The following is a 21,511-nucleotide window of genomic DNA, read 5'->3' as shown; positions in this document are numbered from 1 at the left end:
GAAGCTGCTCGCCTATCTGAAGCGGGTCACCAGCGAACTGCGCCACACCCGGCGGCAATTGGCGGAGCTGGAGTCGACGGACCGAGAGCCGGTCGCGATCGTGGGCATGGCCTGCCGGTTCCCCGGCGGCGTGACCTCGCCCGAGGAGCTGTACCGGCTGGTCGCCGACGGCGTGGACGCCGTATCGGAATTCCCGGCCGGCCGCGGCTGGGACCTCGACGCGCTGTACGACCCCGACCCGGACCGGACCGGCACCAGCCTGACCCGGCACGGCGGGTTCCTGCACGACGCGGCCGAGTTCGACGCCGCGTTCTTCGGCATGTCGCCGAAGGAGGCGCTGGCGACCGACCCGCAGCAGCGGCTGCTGCTCCAGTCGTCCTGGGAGGCGCTGGAGCGCGCCGGCATCGCCCCGTCGTCGCTGCGTGGCAGCCGCACCGGGGTCTTCGCCGGGGTGATGTACAGCGATTACGGGTCACGTCTCGCGCGGGACACCGGCGGGTTCGAGGGCCACCTGTTCACCGGCAGCCTGCCGAGCGTGGCGTCGGGCCGCGTCGCGTACACCTTGGGGCTGGAGGGCCCCGCCGTGTCCGTGGACACCGCGTGTTCCTCGTCGCTGGTGGCGCTGCACCTGGCGGCGCAGTCGCTGCGCTCGGGCGAGTGCTCGCTGGCGCTCGCCGGCGGCGTGGCGGTGATGTCCACGCCGACCACGTTCATCGAGTACTCCCGCCAGCGCGCCATCTCGCCCGACGGCCGGTGCAAGGCGTTCTCCGACGCCGCCGACGGCACCGGCTGGGCCGAGGGCGTGGGCGTCCTCGTCCTGGAGCGGCTGGCCGACGCGCGGGCAGGCGGGCACCGCGTGCTGGCCGTGGTGCGCGGCTCGGCGGTCAACCAGGACGGCGCGTCCAGCGGGCTCACGGCGCCCAACGGGCCGTCGCAGGAGCGGGTCATCCGGGAGGCGCTCGCCGCCGCCGGGCTGTCCCCGGCCGACGTGGACGCCGTCGAGGCGCACGGCACCGGCACCGTCCTCGGCGACCCGATCGAGGCGCAGGCGCTGCTGGCCACGTACGGGCGCGACCGCGCCGAGCCGCTGTGGCTCGGCTCGCTGAAGTCGAACATCGGCCACGCCCAGGCGGCCGCGGGGGTCGGCGGCGTCATCAAGATGGTGATGGCGATGCGCAACGGCGTGCTGCCGCGCACCCTCCACGCCGGCGTGCCCTCCCGCCACGTGGACTGGTCCTCGGGCGCGGTCGAGCTGCTGGCCGAGCAGCGGCCGTGGCCCGAGGCCGACCGGCCGCGCCGGGCCGGGGTGTCGGCCTTCGGCGCCAGCGGCACCAACGCGCACGTGATCCTGGAGCAGCCGCCCGCCGCCGAGGCCGAGGCCGAGGAGCCCGCGCCCGCCGTCGGGGCCCCGGTGCCGGTGGTGGTCTCGGGCGTCACCGAGGCGGCCCTGCGGGTCCAGGCGGAGCGGCTGCGGGAGCGCGTGGCGTCCGGCGAGGACGTGCGCCCGGCGGATGTCGGGTTCTCCACGGTGACGACCCGTACGGCGCTGGACCACCGCGGTGTGGTCGTCGCCGAGGACCACGCCGAACTGCTGGAGGGCCTGGCCGCGCTGGCGGCCGGCGCCCCCTCGCCGCGGGTGGTCGAGGGCCGGGTCGTCCCCGAATCCGGCGTGGTGTGGGTGTTTCCCGGAGGGGGGTCGCAGTGGGCCGGCATGGCGCGCGCCCTGCGCGCCTCCTCCCCGGTGTTCGCCGCGCGGCTGGACGAGTGCGCGCGGCTGCTGGACGGCCTGGTCGACTGGTCGCTGCACGAGGTCCTGGAGGACGAGGCGGCGCTGGCACGGGTGGACGTGGTGCAGCCCGCCCTGTGGGCCGTGATGGTCTCCCTGGCCGAGGTGTGGCGTGCCGCGGGTCTGGTGCCGTCCGCCGTGGTGGGCCACTCCCAGGGCGAGATCGCCGCCGCGTGCGTGGCCGGCGCCCTGTCCCTGGAGGACGGCGCCCGGGTGTCCGCGCTGCGCAGCCGCACCCTGCGGGCACTGGCGGGCACCGGTGGCATGCTGTCGATCGTCGCCTCCGAGGACTGTGTACGGGAGGCGATCGAACCGTTCGGCGACCGGATCTCGGTGGCCGCGGTCAACGGCCCCAACACCGTGGTGGTCTCCGGCGACCCCGACGCGCTGCGCGACCTCGGCGGCGTGCTGGCGCAAGCCGGGGTGGCGCGCTGGAAGAACGTCCGCGGTGTGGACTTCGCCGCGCACTCCGCGCACGTGGAGGCCCTGGAGGCCGAGCTGGCGGAGCTGCTCGCCGGCCTTCGGCCGCGCCCGGCCCAGGTGCCGTTCTACTCCACGGTGACGGCGGGCCCGCTCGACGGGACGGAGCTGGACACCGCGTACTGGTACCGCAACCTGCGGCAGCCGGTGCGGTTCGCCGAGACCGTAAAGGCCCTGGCCGAGGCCGGGTTCGGGGTGTTCGTGGAGGTCAGCCCGCACCCGCTGCTGACCATGGCGGTCCAGGACACCGTGGACGGCGGCGTGGTGGTGGCGGACACCCTGCGCCGCGAGGAGGACGCGAACCGGCGACTTTTGCTGTCCATGGGACAACTGCATGCCCACGGCGTCGCGGTGGACTGGTCGCGGGCCTTCGACGGCACCGGCGCCCGCACCGTGGACCTGCCCACCTACGCCTTCCAGCGCAGGCCCTACTGGCTCCAGGCGCCCAGGCCGCTGCTGGACCCCGCCGTCGAGCTGGCGGACGGCGAGCAGACCCTGCTGACCGGACGGCTGTCCCTGGGCACCCACCCGTGGCTGGCCGGTCACCGGGTGCGCGGCCGGGTCGTGGTGCCGGGCACCGCCCTGCTGGAGATGGCGCTGCAGGCCGGGGACGTGGTGGACGAACTCATCCTGCTGGCGCCCGTGGTGGTGCCCGACCGGGACGTGGTCGAGATCCAGCTGCTGGTGGGGCCCGCCGACGACACCGGCCCCCGGCCCCTGCGGCTGCACGCCCGCGGCCCGGAGGGCGACTGGCGGCTGCACGCCACCGGCGCGCTCGCCACGACCGGCGAACAGACCGCCCCGGACGCGGGCGACATGACCGTGTGGCCGCCGCCCGACGCCGAGAAGGTCGACCTCGCCTCCTGGTACGCGGACCTGGCCGCGCGCGGCCTGGAATACGGACCCGGCTTCCGAGGCCTGCGCGCGCTGTGGCGGCACGGCGGCGAGCTGTTCGCCGAGGTGGCCCTGGCCGAACCGGTCCGCCCCGCGCTGCTCGACGCCGCCCTGCACGCCGCCCTCGCCACGGGCTCCGGGCCCGCGATGCCGTTCTCCTTCAGCGGGGTGCGGTGGCTCCACCCGGCCGCGGCCGGCGAGCCCGCCGGCCTGCGGGCGCGGATCACCCCGCTGGGGGACGGCGCGGTGGCCGTGCGGATCGCCGACGGCACCGGCCGCGGCGTGCTGGCGGCCGACTCCCTGACCCTGCGTCCGCTGGACGCCGCCCAGCAGGCCCCGGACGCCCTGTACGAGCTGAGCTGGGTCCCCGCGCGGCCGGCCGCCGCGGCGTCCGGCGCCGCGGACGTGACCTTACTGCGCTGCCCGCACGCCGACGGCGACCTGCCCGACCGGGTCCAGGCGGTGGCCTCCGCGGTGCTCGCGGACCTGCAGCGCCGGCTCGCCGAGACCGACACACACGGCGCGCGCCTGGTCGTGGCCACACGCCATGCTGTGGCGGCCGACGACGGCGCCGAGGTGGACCCCGCCGCCGCGGCCGTGTGGGGCCTGGTGCGCTCGGCGCAGACCGAGCACCCGGGCCGGATCGTGCTCGTCGACACCGACGACCCCCGACCCACAGACGACACAGACGACAAAAACGACCCCGCCGGCCTGTCCGCGCTGCTGCCGTCCGTGCTGGCCACCGGCGAGCCCCAGGTCCTGGTGCGCGGCGGCGACCTGCGCGTGCCCAGGCTGGTGCGCGCGACGCCACCGGCGACGCCCGCGGCTTCGGCGTTCCCCGCCGACGGCACGGTGCTGATCACCGGGGCGTCGGGCACCCTCGGCGGCCTGGTGGCCCGGCACCTGGTGACCCGGCATGAGGTACGTGACCTGCTCCTGGTCAGCCGTCAGGGCGCGCCCGAACTCGCCGAGAAGCTGACCGCGCTGGGCGCCACCGCCACCTCGGCGGCCTGCGACGTCGCCGACCGGGCCGCGCTCGCCGAGCTGCTGGCCGCCCTCCCGGCCGACCGCCCGCTGCGCGCCGTCGTGCACGCCGCCGGGACGCTGGACGACGGCGTCATCGGCTCGCTCACACCGGAGCGGCTGCGCTCGGTGCTCGCGGCCAAGGCCGACGGCGCCTGGCACCTGCACGAGCTGACCGCGGACCTCGACCTGTCGGCCTTCGTCCTGTTCTCCTCGGTGGCCGCCACCCTCGGCACTGCCGGGCAGGGCAACTACGCCGCGGCCAACGCCGTCCTCGACGCGCTGGCCCACCACCGCCGCGCCCTCGGCCTGCCCGCCGTGGCGCTGGGCTGGGGCCTGTGGGCCGAGCGCAGCGCGCTGACCGGCCGGCTGGACGAGGCCGACCTGGCGCGGCTGACCGGCGCCGGGCTGCGCCCGCTGGCCACCGAGGAGGGCCTGGCGCTGTTCGACGCCGCGCTCGCGGCGGACCGGGCACACCTGCTCCCGGCCCGGCTGAGCCCCGCCGTGCCGGACGCCGCGGACGGCACCGTGCCGCCGCTGTTCCGCGCCCTGACCCCGGCCCGGCGCCGACGGCCCGCCACGCCCGTACCCGGCGCCCTCGTGAGCGCCGCGCCCGCCGCGGGCGAGGGGGCCGGGCTGCGGGAGATGGCCGCGGACGAGCGGGAGCGCTTCGTCGGTGACCTGGTGCTGCGGGAGGTCGCCGCCGCCCTCGGCCACGGCGCGGCCGACGACATCGACCCCGATGCCGACTTCCAGCGCATGGGCTTCACCTCGCTGGCCGCGCTGGAGCTGCGCAACCGGCTGAGCGCCCGCACCCGGCTGCGGCTGTCCGCCACGCTGGTGTTCGAGCACCGTACGCCGCGGGCGCTGGCCGGCCACCTCACCGGCAGGCTGCTCGGCGACCAGCCGCTGCCCGTAGCCCCCGCCGACGACGCGGCAAAGGCGGCCGGGACGCCTGAGGGGGCCGACGACCGCATCGCGATCGTCGGCGTCGCGGGCCGCTACCCGCTGGCCGCAACGGTCGGCGAGCTGTGGGAAAACCTGGCCCGGGGCCGGCACTGCATCCGCGAGGTGCCCGCCGACCGGTGGGACGCGGACCACCATTACGACCCGTCCGGCGCGCGCGGCGCCTACAGCAAGTGGGCCGGTTTCGTGGACGACGTCGACGCGTTCGACCCGCTGTTCTTCCACATCTCGCCCGCCGACGCCGAGGCGATGGACCCCCAGGAGCGGCTGTTCCTGCAGACCGCGGCGAACACCCTGGAGGACGCCGGCTACCCGGCGGCCCGACTCGCCGCCCAGGGGCCGGTCGGCGTGTTCGTCGGCGTGATGAGCAACGACTACGCGTGGATGGGCGGTGAGGCGAACGCGCTCGGCGTGCCCACCCACGCCCACTCCCACCCCTGGTCGGTCGCCAACCGGGTGTCGCACTTCTTCGACTTCACCGGCCCCAGCCTCGCCGTGGACACCGCCTGCTCGGCCTCGCTGACCGCCCTCCACCTGGCGTGCCAGAGCATCAGGTCGGGCGAGTGCGCCGCAGCGCTCGCCGGTGGCGTCAACCTCATCCTGCACCCGCAGCACCTGCGCAGCCTGGCGCGGAACGGGATGCTCGCGCACGACGACCGGCTCAAGGCGTTCGGCGCGGACGCGGACGGCTTCGTGGACGGCGAGGGCGTGGGCGCGGTGCTGATCAAGCCGCTGGCGGCGGCGGTCGCCGACGGGGACCGGGTGCTCGGGGTGATCCGCGGCTCGGCCATCAACTCCGGCGGCGACGCGGGCGGTTACACCGTGCCGCGGGCGGCCGCCCAGGCCGGGGTGATCCGCGGGGCGCTGGACCGCGCCGGCGTCGGCCCGGACACCGTCGGCTACGTGGAGGCCCATGGCACCGGCACCCACCTGGGCGACCCGATCGAGATCGCCGGGCTGGTCGAGGCGTTCGGCGGGCCGGTCGACCCGGCGGGCCGCACCGGGCGGCCTGCGGTCGCGGTCGGCTCGGTGAAGACCAACATCGGCCACCTGGAGGCGGCCGCCGGTATCGCGGGCCTGACCAAGGTGCTGCTCCAGTTCCGGCACCGGATGCTGGCGCCGTCGCTGCACTCGGCCCGCCCGAACCCGGAGATCGACTTCTCCGCCACACGGTTCGCGGTGCAGCAGACCCTCCAGCCGTGGACCGGGCCTAAGCGCTCCGACGGTGAAGGCGGTGACGCCGGGGAGCTGCCGCTGCGGGCCGTCGTCAGCTCCTTCGGCGCGGGCGGCGCCAACGCGTGCGTCGTCCTGGAGGAGTACGTACCCGTGGCCGCGCCCGAGCCGGCGGACGACCCCCGCGAGCAGCTGCTGGTGCTCTCCGCCAAGACCGAGGAGCGGCTGCGGGCCTCCGCGGCCGACCTCGCCGCCTTCCTGCGCCGCGGCGCCGCCCCGGGCGTCCCGGGCGTGCCGGCGGACGCCGGACCGCTGTGCCTGCGGCTGGCCGCCGAGGTGGCCGGCGTCGACCCGAAGTCCCTGGACCTGGCCACCGACCTGGTCGACTGCGGGCTCGGAATGGCCGAACGCGCGCACTACTACGCGCTGTTGGCCGCCGAACTGGGCACCGAGCTGCCCCCCGCGGCCATGGCCGCGGACACCCTCGCAGAGGTGGCCGAGGCCGTCGCGGACCTCATGCCGCGCACCGGCGCGGTCGGCGAGGGCACCGCCCCGCGGCTGGTGGACGTCGCCCACACCCTGCAGTCGGGCCGTACCGAGTACGCGTTCCGGCTGGCCCTGACCGCCGGTTCGGCGGCCGAGGCCGCCGGGCTGCTGGAGGCGTACGCGGCCGGCCGTGCGGCCGAGGGCCGGGTCCGCACCGGTGAGGTCGCCCGTACCCGGGTGTGGCTCACCGAGGACGAGGCCGCCGCCCTGGAGCAGGCCCTGACCCGGCGCGATCTGACGACGGTGGGCGGGCACTGGGCGGCCGGGGCCGAGGTCGACTGGTCGCGCGTCACCTCCGGTGCCGCCCGCCGGATCGAGCTGCCCGGTTACCCGTTCGCCCGCACGCGCTGCTGGATCCCGCGGCCGCCCGCCGGGCCCGCGCCCGCCGCCGGGGTCGGGGCGGACCGCGGCGTGGCCGAGGCATCGGCGGGCCCGGGGGCCGGGGCGGGCGTCGGCTCCGCCGTCACCGAGGTGCTCGCCGGGTACGAGGCGCTGGACGCGGCCTCGGTCTCCGGGGTGCTCGCCGTCTACCAGCGTATGGGCGTCTTCCATCGGGCCGGCGAGCGGCACCGCAGTGAGGAGCTGCGCGGCCGCCTCGGTATCCGGGACAAGTTCCAGCGGCTGAACGAGGCGCTGCTGGGCCTCCTGGCGGACGCCGGCTACCTCACCCGCGACGGCGATCAGATCACCACCACGGCCGCGCTGGACACGGCCGGCCCGGACGGGGCCGAGGAGCGTTGGGAGGCCGAATTCGACCGGGTGGCCGGCGCATGCCCGGACATCGCGCCCACGGTCACCCTCAACCGGGCCTTCCTGCGGGCCTATCCGCGGCTGCTGCGCGGCGAACTGATCGGCACCGAGGTCATGTTCCCCGACTCCTCGATGGACCTGGTGCAGGATCTGTACAAGGGCAACCCGCTCACCGATCACTTCAACGTGCTGGTCGCCGAAGCCGTGCGCGGCCTCTTCGACGCCCGGCTGCCCAAGCTCGCCGGCCACGAGACGTTCGAGGTGGTCGAGCTCGGCGCGGGCACCGGCGCCACCAGCGAGCGGGTGCTGCCGGCGCTGGCCGGCCACGCCGACCGCGTCCGCTACACCTTCACCGACATCTCGCCGCGCTTCCTGGACTACGGCCGCGAGCGGTTCGCCGCGCACTACCCGTACATCCGGTTCCAGCTGCTCAACCTGGAGCGCGGGCCGGCCGAGCAGGAATTCGCCCTCGGCTCGGTCGACGTGGTGGTGGCCACCAACGTGGTGCACGCCACCCGCGACCTGCGGGCCACGCTGCGCAAGATCAAGGCCCTGCTCCGGCCGGGCGGCTGGATAGTGCTCAACGAGCTGACCACCATCCGGCCGTATCTGTCCGTCGGCGGCGGTGTGATGGAGGGCTGGTGGGCGTTCCAGGACAGCGAACTGCGTATCCACGGCTCGCCGCTGGCCGCCCCGGACAGCTGGGCCCGGCTGCTGGGCGAGGAGGGCTACACGGACCTCGAAATCCTCGGAGCCGAGTCCGCAGACCTGGGCCAGCGGGTGCTGGTCGCGCGCAGCGGCGGCGCGGTGCCGGTAGCGGTGCCCGTGGCGGTGCCCGACCGCGAGGTGCCCGCGGCCGCCGTGGCGCCGGAGCCCGTCGCGTCGGTCGGCGAGCGCCTCCGCGAGCTGCTGGAGCGGGTGTTGAAGCTGGACGAGCGGATCGAGCCCGACCGTCCACTGGCGGACTACGGCTTCGACTCGCTCAGCGGGTTGAAGATCGTCTCGGCGGTGGACGAGGCGTTCGGGGTGGCGGTGCCGTTGGACGAGTTCTTCGAGCGCCCGACGCTGCGGGAGCTGACCGACCACCTGACCTCCGGCTGGCTCGCCGACGTGACGGCGGACACCGCGTCCCCCGCGGCTCCCCCCGTCGAGCCGCCCTCCGCCGAGCCGCCCCCCGCGGTGCCCGCGCCCGCCGTCCCCGCACCGTCCCCGGCGGCGGCCGTGGCGGGGCGCGTCCTGCGGCCCCGCACCGACGCCGACCTGACGCGCCACCCGGTGTCCGAGGGGCAGCGCGCCCTGTGGGTGATCGAGCAGATCGCCCCCGGGAACTCCGCGTACAACCTGCCGCTCGCCTTCTGGCTCGACCCCGACGTCGACGTGCTCGCCCTGCGCGTCGTCCTGCAAGACCTGCTCGACCGGCACGAGGAGCTGCGCGCCACCGTCCGCACGGACCAGGACGAGCCGTACATCCGGATCGCCGCCGCACCGGAACTGCCGTTCCAGCAGGTCTTCCTCACCACCGTCAGCGACGCGGACCTGCGCGAGCAGATCCGCACCGACACGCGGCAGCCGTTCGACCTGGCCGGCGGCCCGCTGCTGCGCGCCACGCTGTACACCCTCGGCGACGGCCGGCAGGCGCTGCTGCTGACCGTGCACCACCTGGTGCTCGACGGGGTGTCCATCCCGCTGCTGCTGGAGCAGGTGGACCGCGGCTACCGCGCGCTCCGCGAGGGCCGTCCGCTGCCGGACGACCGGCCCGCCCGCACCTTCGGTGACTTCACGGCCTGGCAGCGCGATCTGCTCGCCGGGCCCGAGGGCGAGCGGCTGCGCGGGTACTGGCTGGACCGGCTGCGCGACCGGCAGACCTCGGTACCCCTGCCGCTGGACCGGCCGCGCCCGCCGGTGTCCGGCTTCCGCGGCGCCAGCGTCGAAGGGCGCGTCCCGGCGGCGGTGACCGACCGGGCGCGCGCGCTGGCCACCGCGGAGCGGACCTCGCTGTCCAGCGTCATGCTGGCGGGCTTCTTCGCGCTGCTGCGCCGCTACAGCGACCAGGCCGAGATCGCCGTCGGCACGCCCACCGCGAGCCGCCCGGCCGGCGACTACGACGACGTGCTCGGCTATTTCATGAACATGGTCGTCCTGGCCGAGCGGGTCGAGGACGGCGAGCCCTTCCGCGGCCTGGTCCGCCGCGTCCACCGGACGGTCCTGGGCGCGCTGGAGCACAGCGCCTACCCGCTGATCACTCTCGCCGAGGAGCTCAAGCGGCAGGCCCCCGGCGCCCGGGGCCCGCTGTTCGACGTCGCCTTCTACTTCCACAACTGGGCGCGCGACCTGCGCGCCGACGGCCTGGTCCGGGGCCGGGTCGACGGCGTGCACCAGGAGGGCGAGTTCGACCTCACCCTCGACCTCATCGACCACCCCGAGGGCTGCCGGTACACGCTCAAGTACAACCCCGACCTGTTCGACGCCGCCACGGTCGAGCGCCTGGGGGACCACTTCGTCACCCTGCTCGCCTCCGCCGTGGACGCCCCCGCCGCCGCGGTCGGGGCGCTGGAGCTGCTGACCGAGAGCGAGCGGGAGACGCTGGCCCCGCCCGCTCCCGCGGAGTACCCGGCCGACACCCTCGTGTGGGAGCTGGTGCGGCGCCAGGCCGAGGCCCGGCCGGAGGCGGTAGCGGTTCGCTACCAGGACACCGAGCTGACCTACCGTCAGCTGGATGGGCGGGTGGACACCCTCGCGGCCCGGCTGCGCGCGGCCGGGGTCGGCCGGGGCCGTACCGTCGGCGTGCTGCTGCCCCGCGACGAAGGGCTGCCGGTGGCGCTGCTCGCCGTGCAGGCCGCCGGCGGGGCGTACGTTCCGCTCGACCCGGCGTACCCACAGGAGCGGCTGGCCTACATGGCCGAGGACGCCGGGCTGCACCTGCTGCTCACCCACTCGGCCGTCGAGGCCGCCTGCGGCGCCACCGTGCCCCGGCTGCTCGTCGACGGCGACGGGCAGCCGCCCGCGGCGCCCTCGCCGGGTCCGGCAGGTCCTTCGGACACCGCGTACGTCCTCTACACCTCCGGCTCGACCGGGCGGCCCAAGGGCGTCGGCGTCCCGCACCGCGCCCTGGTCAACTTCCTGTGGTCGATGGCGCGCGAGCCCGGGTTCGGGCCGCGGGACACCCTGCTGGCCCTGACCACCGTCTGCTTCGACATCTCCGCCCTGGAGCTCTACCTGCCGCTGCTCACCGGCGGCACCGTGGAGATCGCGCCGACCGAGGTCGCCCAGGACGGCCTGCGGCTGCGCGAGGCCGTCGAGCGCGGCACGGCCACGGTGATCCAGGCCACCCCGGCGACGTGGAGCATGCTGCTCGCCGCCGGCTGGCGGGGGGACCCGGGCCTGACCGTGCTGTGCGGCGGCGAGGCGCTGCCGTCCGACACCGCTCGGGCGCTGCTCGCGGGCAACCGTGCCGTGTGGAACCTGTACGGGCCCACCGAGACCACCATCTGGTCGGCGGCGAGCCGACTGCGCGCCGGTGAGCCGGTCACCATCGGCACCCCGATCGCCAACACCGCGCTGTACGTGCTCGACAGCGCCCGCAGACCGGTTCCGACCGGAGTGCCCGGCGAGCTGTACATCGGCGGCCACGGCGTGGCCGACGGCTATCTGGGCCGCCCCGAGCTGACCGCCGAGCGCTTCCTGCCCGACCCGTTCGCGGCCGGGCCCGACGCCCGGATGTACCGCACGGGCGACCTGGTGCGCAGGCTGCCCGACGGGCGCCTGGAGTACCTGGGCCGCATCGACTCCCAGGTCAAGGTGCGCGGTCACCGCGTGGAGCTGGAGGAGATCGAGGCGACCCTGCGGCGGCTGGACGGCGTCCGCGAGGCCGTGGTGGTGGCGCGCGGCCGGGGCGGCGGGGACCGTTCGCTGCTGGCCTGCTACGTGCCCGCCGACGGCGCCCCCGAGCCGACCCGGGAGCAACTGGCGGCCTGGCTGCCGGCCCACATGGTCCCTGACGTGCTGGTCCCCGTCACCGGCTTCCCGCGCACGCTGAACGAGAAGGTCGACCGGACCGCGCTGGCCACGCTGCCGCTGGCCGACCTGCGCGTCCGGCACGGCGCCCCGGGCACCGCGGAACCGCCCAAGCCCGCACGGCCGCAGGGCCCCGCGGAGCCCGCGGGCCGCGTCGAGGCGCTGATGGCCGAGCTGGCCGGGATGGTGGGCCGGCTGGCCGGGCTGGCGCCCGGGGACATCGGCGGGCACACCCCGCTGGGCGAGGTGGGCATGAACTCGGTGAGCTTCACCGCGCTCAGCACCGAGCTGCGCACCGCGTACGGCATCGAGGTCTACCCCACGCTGTTCTACCGCCGGGGCACCCTGCGCGCGCTCGCCGAGCACCTGTGGCAGGAGCACCCGGCCGCGCTGGCCGCCCGGTTCGGCGCCACCCCGGCCCCCGCGCCCGTACCGCGCCCGGCGCGGACACCGGCCGAGCAGCCGGCCGGCGGCGGTGTCGCGGTCATCGGCATGGCCGGGCGGCTGCCCGGCTCGTATGACCTCAAGGAGTTCTGGGACCACCTGGCCGCCGGGGACGACCTGGTCCAGGAGATCCCCGCGGACCGCTGGGACTGGCGCGACCAGCCCCGATCCCACCCCCGCTGGGGCGGCTTCGTGCCCGATGTGGACCGCTTCGACGCCGCCTTCTTCGGGATCTCCCCGCGCGAGGCGGAGCTGATGGACCCCCAGCAGCGACTGCTGCTCGAAGTGGTGTGGTCCGCCGTCGAGGATGCCGGCTACCGCCCGTCCGACCTGGCGGGACGGCGCGTCGGGGTGTTCATCGGGGTCGCCAACAACGACTACCTCCAGGCCCAGCGGGCCGCCGGCTGCGCCCCGCAGGGCCACACGGCCACCGGCGCGGCGCTGTCGGTCGTTCCCAACCGGGTCTCCTACCTGCTGGACCTGCGCGGCCCCAGCATGGCCGTGGACACCGCCTGCTCCGGCTCGCTCACCGCCGTCCACCAGGCCGTCGCCGCGCTCCGCGACGGCACCTGCGATCTGGCGATCGCCGGCGGCGTCAATCTCATCCTCAACGCCGGTGTGTACGAGGTGCTCAGCCAGGGCGAGATGCTCAGCCCCGACGGCCGCTGCAAGGCGTTCGACAGCCGCGCCGACGGCTATGTCCGCGGCGAGGGCGTCGGCGTGGTGCTGCTCAAACCGGAGGACCGGGCCGAGCGCGACGGCGACGCCGTACACGCGGTCATCAAGGCGGCCGCGGCGGGCCACGGCGGCCGGACCACGTCACTGACCGCTCCCAGCCCGGACGCCCAGGCCGATCTGCTGGTCGAGGCGTACCGGGCGGCCGGGGTGCGGCCGGAGACCGTCGGCTACATCGAGACGCACGGCACCGGCACCGCGCTGGGTGACCCGATCGAGACCACCGGGCTGTCCACCGCCTTCCGGCGGCTGCGCGCGGAGCGGGGCACGGCCACCGCGCCCGGCTGCGCCATCGGGTCGGTCAAGACCAACATCGGCCACCTGGAGGCCGCCGCCGGCATCGCCGGGCTGTTCAAGACGGTGCTCGCGCTGCGCCACGGCACCATCCCGGCCAGCCTGCACTTCCGGGAGCAGAACCCCTATCTGGAGCTTGACGGCGGCCCGTTCGAGGTCGCCGCCACCGCCCGACCCTGGCCGCGGCCGCACGACGCGGGCGGAGGCGAGCTGCCGCGCCGCGCCGGGGTCAGCTCCTTCGGCTTCGGAGGGGCCAACGCACACATCGTGCTGGAGGAACCACAGATGCCGGACACCCGCGAGGAGCACCCAACGGAGCAGGCGTACGTGCTGTCCGCCCGCACGCCCGAGGCGCTGCGCGGCGCCGCCCAGCGGCTCGCCGACCACCTGGCCGAACAGGACGTCCCGGCCGGCGACCTCGCGTACACCCTGCAGGTGGGCCGGGAGCCGATGGCCCACCGGCTGGCCGTGGTCGCGGACGGCGCCGCCGCGCTGCGGTCCGAGCTGACCGCGCACCTCGCCGGCCGGCCGTCCGCGGTGCGCACGGGGAAGGCCGAGCGGCCGGCCGCCCCGCCGGCCGGCCCCACGGCCGGGGACCCGGCCGCCGAGGACCCGGCCGCCGTCGCCGACGCCTGGCTGGCCGGCGCCGAGGTCGACTGGACGGCCCTGCACCGGGGCGCGGCCCGCCGCCGGTTGCACCTGCCCACCTACCCCTTCGCCCGCACCCGGCACTGGTTCACCCCGGGAGCGACCCCAGCGGCGCCGACACCGGCCGCGGCGCCTGAGCCGGTGGTGCCGGCACCGGCCGCGGCCCGGTTGCACCCGACGCTGCTCGACGCGGACGTCTCCCGCGGCGGCGAGCGGGCGTTCGCCAAGACGCTCACCGGCGAGGAGTTCTTCCTGCGCGACCACGTCGTCGGCGGGGAGCTGGTGCTGCCCGGCGTGGCGTACCTGGAGATGGCCCGGCTGGCCGGGGAACTGGCCACCGGCGAGCCGGTGCGGGGCGTCGACGGCCTGGTGTGGGCCGCCCCCGTCCGGGTGCCCGCCGGGGGCGAACACCGTTTGGTGGTGCGGCTCGACGGCGACCGCGCCGGCACGTCGTTCGAGGTGCACAGCGCCGAGGGCGGCACACGGGCACACGCCCGCGGCACCCTGGTCTTCGGCGCGGCCGCGGACCGTCCCGCCCGGGTCGACGTGGCGGGCGTGCGCGGACGCTGCGGCACCCTCCACGACGGCGTCGGCTGCTACCGGCTCTTCTCCCGGGTCGGCTTCGACTACGGCCCCGGCTTCCAGGTCATCGAGGAGCTGGCGGTGGGCCGGGGCGAGGCGCTGGCGGCGCTGCGGCTCCCCGCCGAACGGACCGCCGACGCGGGCGCGTACGTGTTCCACCCGTCGCTGCTCGACGCCGCCCTGCAGACGGCGGCCCGGCTCGCGCCCGGCGCCGAGGACCTGGCGACGCCGCTGCCGTACCTGCCGTTCTCGCTCGGCGCGGTCCGGCGGTACGCCGACCTGCCCGAGCGGATGTACGCCTACGCCACGCCGTCGGCGCGCCCGGCCCCGGCCGGCACGCTCTGCTTCGACGTGGCGCTGCTGGACCCCTCCGGCGAGGTGGTCGTCGCCGTCGACGCCTTCACGCTCCGCGCGGTGCCCGGCGCCTCAAGGACGGACACGGCCGATGAGGTGGCCGCCTTTGAACCGGTCTGGCAGCCCGCCCCGCGGCCCCCGCGCACCCCGGCGGGCACCGTCCTGGTGCTGGACGCCGGCTCCGAAGGGCAGGCGGTGAGCGCCGCGTGCACGGCCATGGGCGCGACCGTCCGGCGGATCGCGCTGGGCGCGGGCTTCGACGCCGAGGCGGCCGTCCGCACCGGGCAGCCCGGGCCCGTCCACGTGGTGCACCTGGCGGGCGAGGACGCAGCCCCCGGCAGCGCCGTCGAGCACGGCTTCCACACCGCCATGGCGTTCCTGCAGGCGTGGCAGCGGGAGCGGCGCGGCGCGCTGCGCTACCTGTACGTGCACCGAGAACCGGCCGCCTCGCCCGCCCACCCGGCCATGGCCGCCTTCGCCCGCTCGGTGCGGCTTGAGCACCCGGCGGTCGACATCGGTGTCCTGACCGTCGCGTCCGGTCCGCTCGCGGACGCTGTGGCCGGCGAACTCGGCGCCGGAGGCGGACCCGAGGTGCGGCTCGACGCGGCGGGCAGGGCCCGCCGCACCTGGCGCCGGGTGAGCCTGCCGGCCGCCGCGGGGTCGGCGTTCACCGGCCCGGGAGCCCATGTCGTCACCGGCGGCACCGGGGCGCTGGGGCTGCTGCTCGCCGAGCACATCACCGCCGTACGGCGCGAGGCGGGGCTTCCCGGCGGCGGCATCGTGCTCGCTTCCCGGACCGCCCCCGCCCCCGAGGTCCGCGCCCGCATCGAGGCCATCGGGGCACACGTGGTGCGGGCCGATGTGGCCGACCCCGCCCAGGTGCGCGCGCTGATCGACCAGGCCCGCGCGGCCCACGGCTCGGTCAGCGGCGTCCTGCACGCCGCCGGCGTGCTCAGGGACGGCCTCCTGCGGCGCAAGGACCGGGCGGACGCGGACGCCGTACTGGCCGCCAAGGTGTACGGAACGGTGCTGCTCGACCAGGCCACGCGGGACGAACCGCTGGACTACTTCGTGACGTTCTCCTCCATGGCCGCGGCGTTCGGCAACGCCGGTCAGACCGACTACGCCTTCGCCAACGCCTTCCTCGACCACTTCGCCGAGCGGCGTGAATGGCTGCGCCGCCAGGGCGAGCGGCACGGCCGCACCCTGGCCGCCGGCTGGCCCGTGTGGGCCGACGGCGCCATGCGGATCGACGCCGCCGCCGAGGAGTACGTGGACCGCGTCCTGGGCCTGCGCCCGCTGCGCACCGCCCCGGCGCTGGCCGCGCTGGAGCGGGCGCTGGCCGGCACCGCCCCGAGGCTGCTGCTCGCCCCCGGCGACCCGGACCGCATCCTCGCCGCGCTCGACGGCAGGTCCGCGCACACCGCGGCGGCCCCCGCCCCCGCGCAGCCGTTCACCGACGTGCGCCCGTCCGGCGACGGCGTACGGGACCGGGCCGAGCGGGCGCTGACCGGGATCCTGGCGGAGGCACTGAAGCTGCCCGAGACCGATATCGACGCCACCGAGCCCTTCGAGCACTACGGCGTGGACTCACTGATCACCATGAGCGTGACCCGGCGGCTGGAAGAGTTGTGCGGGCCACTGTCGAAGACCCTGCTGTTCGAGTACGTGACGGCCCGTGAGCTGGCGGACCACCTGGCCACCGCGCACCCCGCCGCGTTCGCCGCGCCCGAGGAAACCGAGGCCCGGCCTGGCGCTGAGAACGCCCCCGCGCACGCCGTGGAGCCCCTCTCCGCGCCCGCTGCGCCCGCCACGGCCGCCGCCACGGCGGGCGGCGACGACATCGCCGTCATCGGCGTCGCCGGCCGCTATCCGCAGGCCGACGACGTGGACGAGTTCTGGCGCAACCTGCGCGCCGGCCGGGACTGCGTCGAGGAGGTACCGGCCGACCGGTGGAACCACGACCGGTTCTACGATCCGGACAAGTCCGCCGTCGGCAGGACGTACGGCCGCTGGGGCGGGTTCATCCGCGGCGCGGACCGCTTCGACCCGCTGTTCTTCCGCATGTCGCAGATCGAGGCCGAGCACACCGACCCGCAGGAGCGGGTGTTCCTGGAGACCGTCTGGCACCTGCTGGAGGACGCCGGCTACACCCGCGACCAACTGAGCGCCGCCCGCACCGGCGTGTTCGTGGGCATGATGTACGGCCAGTACCAGCTGTACGGCGTCCAGGAGGCGCTGCGCGGCGAGGGCCTGCCCCCGCACTCCTCGTATGCCTCGGTGGCCAACCGGGTGTCGTACTTCTTCGACTTCACCGGGCCCAGTGTCGCCGTGGACACCATGTGCTCCTCCGCGCTGGTCACCATCCACCAGGCGTGTCAGGCCATCCGCGACGGCGACTGCGAGGTGGCGGTCGCGGGGGGCGTCAACATCTCCACCCACCCGGCGAAGTACCTGCAACTGGCCTGGCGCGGCTTCCTCTCCGAGGACGGCCGCTGCCGCAGCTTCGGCGACGGCGGGACCGGCTACGTCCCCGCCGAGGGCTCCGGCGCGGTGCTGCTCAAGCGGCTGGACGCCGCGCTCGCCGACGGCGACCGGATCCTGGCGGTGGTCAAGGCGTCCGCGGTCAACCACGGCGGCACCGGCCGGGGCTTCAACGTGCCCAACCCCCGCGTCCAGGGCGACCTGATCCGCACCGCGCTGGACCGCGCCGGGATGAGCCCGTCCGACCTGGACTACCTAGAGGCACACGGCACCGGCACCGCGCTCGGCGACCCGGTAGAGGTCACCGGGTTGCTGCGGGCTTTCGACGGCGACGTGCCGGAGCGGCTGCCGATCGGGTCGGTGAAGTCCGGTATCGGGCACGCCGAGTCGGCGGCCGGGATCGCCGCCGTCACCAAGGTGCTGCTGCAGATGCGGCACGGCGAGCTGGCCCCCTCGCTGCACGCGGACACCCTCAACCCCAACATCGACTTCGCGGCGACCCCGTTCCAGGTCCAGCGCGAGCGGGCACCATGGCCGCGCCGCGTCCTCGCGGACGGCACCGAGCTGCCCAGGACCGCGGGCGTGAGCTCGTTCGGCGCGGGCGGCACCAACGCGCACGTCATCCTGCGGGAGTACCTCGGCGCCCCCGCGTCGCCGACCCCCACGACCGGTCCCCAGTTGGCCGTGCTCTCCGCGCGCGAGGCCGACCGGCTCACCGCGCAGGCCCGCCGCCTCGCGGCCCATCTGCGGGCCGAGGGCGCCGACCAGGCCCCCCAAGAGGTCGCCTGGACGCTGCAGTCGGGGCGCGAGGCCATGGCCCACCGGCTCGCCGTGGTCTTCCGTGACCTGCCCGAACTGGCCGTACGGCTGGAGGAGTTCGCCGCCGGCGGCACCCCCGCCGACAGCTGGACGGGGACGGTCGACCCGCGCAGGCCCCAGCCGGGCCGTCCGCCGGCGGCCGACCCCGTGGCGTACGCGGAGGCCTGGACCGCGGGCCGGCGGGTGGACTGGGCGGCCCTGCACGGCGGGGCGCGGCCCGGCCGCGTACCGCTGCCCGGCTACCCCTTCGGCGGCGAGCGGGTCTGGCTCGCGGCCGCGGACGCCGAACTGGCCGCCCTGGACGCCGCCCCCACCGCCGGTGGCGTGCTGCTGACCCGGCAGTGGGTGCCCGCCGAGCCCGCGGGGCGTACCCCCCTGCCCGGCCGGACCGCGGTGCTGTCCGCACCCGGCACCGAGCGGCTGGCCGCCCGGCTGGCCGCCGCCCTGCCGGCCGCGGACGTGCTCGGCCCGGAGCGGCTCACCGCCGACCTCGCCGCCGACGGCACCCGCTGGGACCGCTACGACGCGGTGGTCGACCTCGCGGGCTGCGCCGACCAGGGCGCGCCCGGCGACCGCGCCACGCTCACCACCTGGCTGCGCTGGCTGCAGCGCCTGGTCGACCGGGGCCCGCGCGAGCTGACCGCCCTGCTGGTCTCCCGGGGTGCCGGGCTGGTGCCCGGCGGTGCGGCACGGGCCGGGCTCTACCGGATGCTGCAGAGCGAGTACCGCCACCTGCGCTCCCGCCATGTGGACCTGGGCAGCTGCGCCGACGAGCAGCTGCTGCGGTGGGTGGCCGACGAGCTCGCCACGGCCGGGGACCACCCCGAGGTCGCCTACCGCGACGGACTACGGCACCGGGCCCGGCTGGCCGAACTGCCCGACGGCCCGCGGCGCGAGCTGCGGTTCCCCGACGGCCACGTCCTGTGGGTGACCGGCGGGACGCGCGGCATAGGCCTCCTGACGGCCCGCCACTTCGTCGAACGGCATGGCGTGCGCAAGCTGGTCCTCACCGGCCGCGAGGAGCTGGTGCCGCGGTCCGAATGGGCCGCGCACATCGCCGCGGACGGCCCGCTCGGACGCAAGCTACGACCCCTGGCCGAGCTGGTGGAGCGGGGCGTGGAGCTCGAGGTCCTCGCCGTCCCGCTGGACGACCCGCAGGCCACGGCCAAGGCGCTGGCCGACGTCAGGCTCAGGCTCGGTCCCGTCGGGGGCGTGGTGCACGGCGCGGGCTTCACCGACGCCGAGAACCCCGCCTTCGTGCGCAAGCCGCACAGCGGGATCGAGCGGGTGGTCGGCCCGAAAATCTTCGGCCTCGACACGCTCGTGGAGTGCTTCCGTGACGAACCGCTGAGCCTGTTCGTGCTGTACTCCTCGGTCGCCGCGGCCGCGCCCGCGCTGGCGGTCGGCCAGAGCGACTACGCCATGGCCAACGCCTACCTGGACGCGGTCGCCGAAGCCCGCCCGTACGGGCTGCCGCTCCTCAGCATCCAGTGGCCCAGCTGGAAGGACACCGGGATGGGCGAGGCGCGCGGCGCCGCCTACCGGTCCTCCGGGCTGGCCGCGCTGTCGGACGCGCAGGGGCTCGCCCTGCTGGAGCGCGCGCTCACCAGCGGCGCACGGGTGGTGCTGCCCGCGGTGGTCCGGCCGGATGCCGACTGGCGGCCGGAGCGGCTGACGGAACGGCGCCTGGACGCGGGCGCCGTGGCCGGGGCTGCACCGGCACCCGCGGCGGCTGCGGCGGCTGCGGTTTCCACGGCGCCCGCGGTGGCGTCGGGCGAGGCCCTCCAGGGCGCGGTGGCCGCCGTGGCCTCGCGGCTGCTCGACCGGCTCGCGGCGGAGCTGAGGTTCGACCGGGCCCGGCTCAGCGGCGACGTTCCGGTGCACGACTACGGCATCGACTCGATCCTGGTCACCCAGCTCGTCCAGACCCTCGGCAAGGAACTCGACGTGTCGATCGACCCGTCCGCGCTGCTGGAGCACCCGACCGCCGACGGATTCGCGGGCTACCTCGCCCAGGAGCACCCGAGGGAACTCCTCGCCGCCTTCGGCGAGCCGGCGTCGGCCGCCCCGGTCACCGCGCCGTCGGCCGCCCCGGCAGCGGCGCCGCCCGCCGCGGAGCCGGTGTACGCCGGTGGGGACATCGCCGTCGTCGGCCTGTCCTGCCGGTTCCCCGAGGCCGGGGACGCGGACGCGTACTGGGAGCTGCTGCGGCAGGGACGTTCGGCGCTGCGGCCCGTCCCCGACCACCGCTTCGGCCGGGCGATGGGCTACCACGCCGGGCTGCTGCCCGACGAGCTCCGCTTCGACCCCGAGGCGTTCCTGCTGTCGGAGGAGGATGTCGCGGCCATGGACCCGCAGGCGCTGCTGCTGCTCGAAGAGGTCGGCAACGCCGTCCACCACGCGGGCTACCGGCCCGCCGAGCTCAAGGGCCGCAGGATCGGTGTGTATGTCGGCGGCCGGGCCGGCCACATACCGGACCGGGCGCTGATGGAGCAGGCCCGTAACCCGGTGGTGGTCACCGGCCAGAACTACCTGTCCGCCAACGTCTCACAGTTCTTCGACTTCCGCGGACCCAGCCTGGTCGTGGACACCGCCTGCTCGTCCGCCCTGGTGGCGATGGACATGGCCGTCCAGGCCCTGCGCGCGGGCGACATCGAGTCGGCCGTCGTCGCCGGGGTCAGCCTGCTCGCGGACGACAGCCCGTACCAGGTGTTCGGGCAGCGCGGACTGCTCAATCAGGGCACCGCGTTCCACCTGTTCGACACCCGGGCCGCCGGGCTGATCCTCGGCGAGGGGCTGGGCGTCGTCGTCCTCAAACCGCTGGCCAGGGCGCAGGCCGATGGCGACCGGGTGCTCGCCGTCCTGAAGGGCATCGCCGTCAACAATGACGGCCGCACCGCCGGCCCGGCCACGCCGAACCTGGAGGCGCAGAAGGAGGTGATGGCCACCGCGCTCGCGCGCACCGGCCACCGCCCGCAGGACGTCGGCTGGGTGGAGGCCAACGGCTCCGGCTCGACCATCACCGACCTGCTTGAACTCAAGGCGGTCGAGGCGGTGTACGGGGCCGGCGCCCCGCGCCCGGTGGCCCTTGGCTCGATCAAGCCCAACATCGGCCACCCCCTGGTCGCGGAGGGCATCGCCGCGTTCATCAAGGTCGTGCTGATGCTGCACCACCGGGAGCAGGTGCCCTTCGGCTCCGGACACCAGCCGCCGGCCCACTTCGACCTGGCCGCCTCGGCGCTGTACTTCCCGAGGGAGCCCGGGCCGTGGCCGGACACCGCGGACCTCGCCGCCCTCAACTGCTTCGCCGACGGCGGCACCAACGCTCACCTGCTGCTCGCGCCCGCGCCCGGTGGCCACCGCGCCTCCCGCCGGCCGCTGCCCGAGCCGGTACTGAACCGGAGGGTCGTCATCAGGGGAAACGCCGAACCCCCGGCCGCGGCCGAGGGCCTGTTCTGGGACGCCTACCGGTGAGCGAGCCGCTGTCCCCGGGCGCCCCCGCCCCGGCGGGGCCGCCGC

Annotated in this window: 1 pseudogene; it reads left to right on the top strand. The window is 76.0% G+C overall.

From position 1 onward, the window contains the following. Positions 1 to 10 precede the first annotated feature (10 nt). Positions 11 to 21,466, top strand: a pseudogene (locus PV419_RS27055) (amino acid adenylation domain-containing protein); the annotation flags it as partial. Positions 21,467 to 21,511 lie beyond the last annotated feature (45 nt).

This window comes from Streptomyces sp. ME19-01-6, from assembly GCF_033793745.1.
GTDB lineage: Bacteria > Actinomycetota > Actinomycetes > Streptomycetales > Streptomycetaceae > Streptomyces.
Note: the sequence above shows the minus strand (reverse complement) of the source record. Positions and strands in the feature narration are given on the sequence as shown.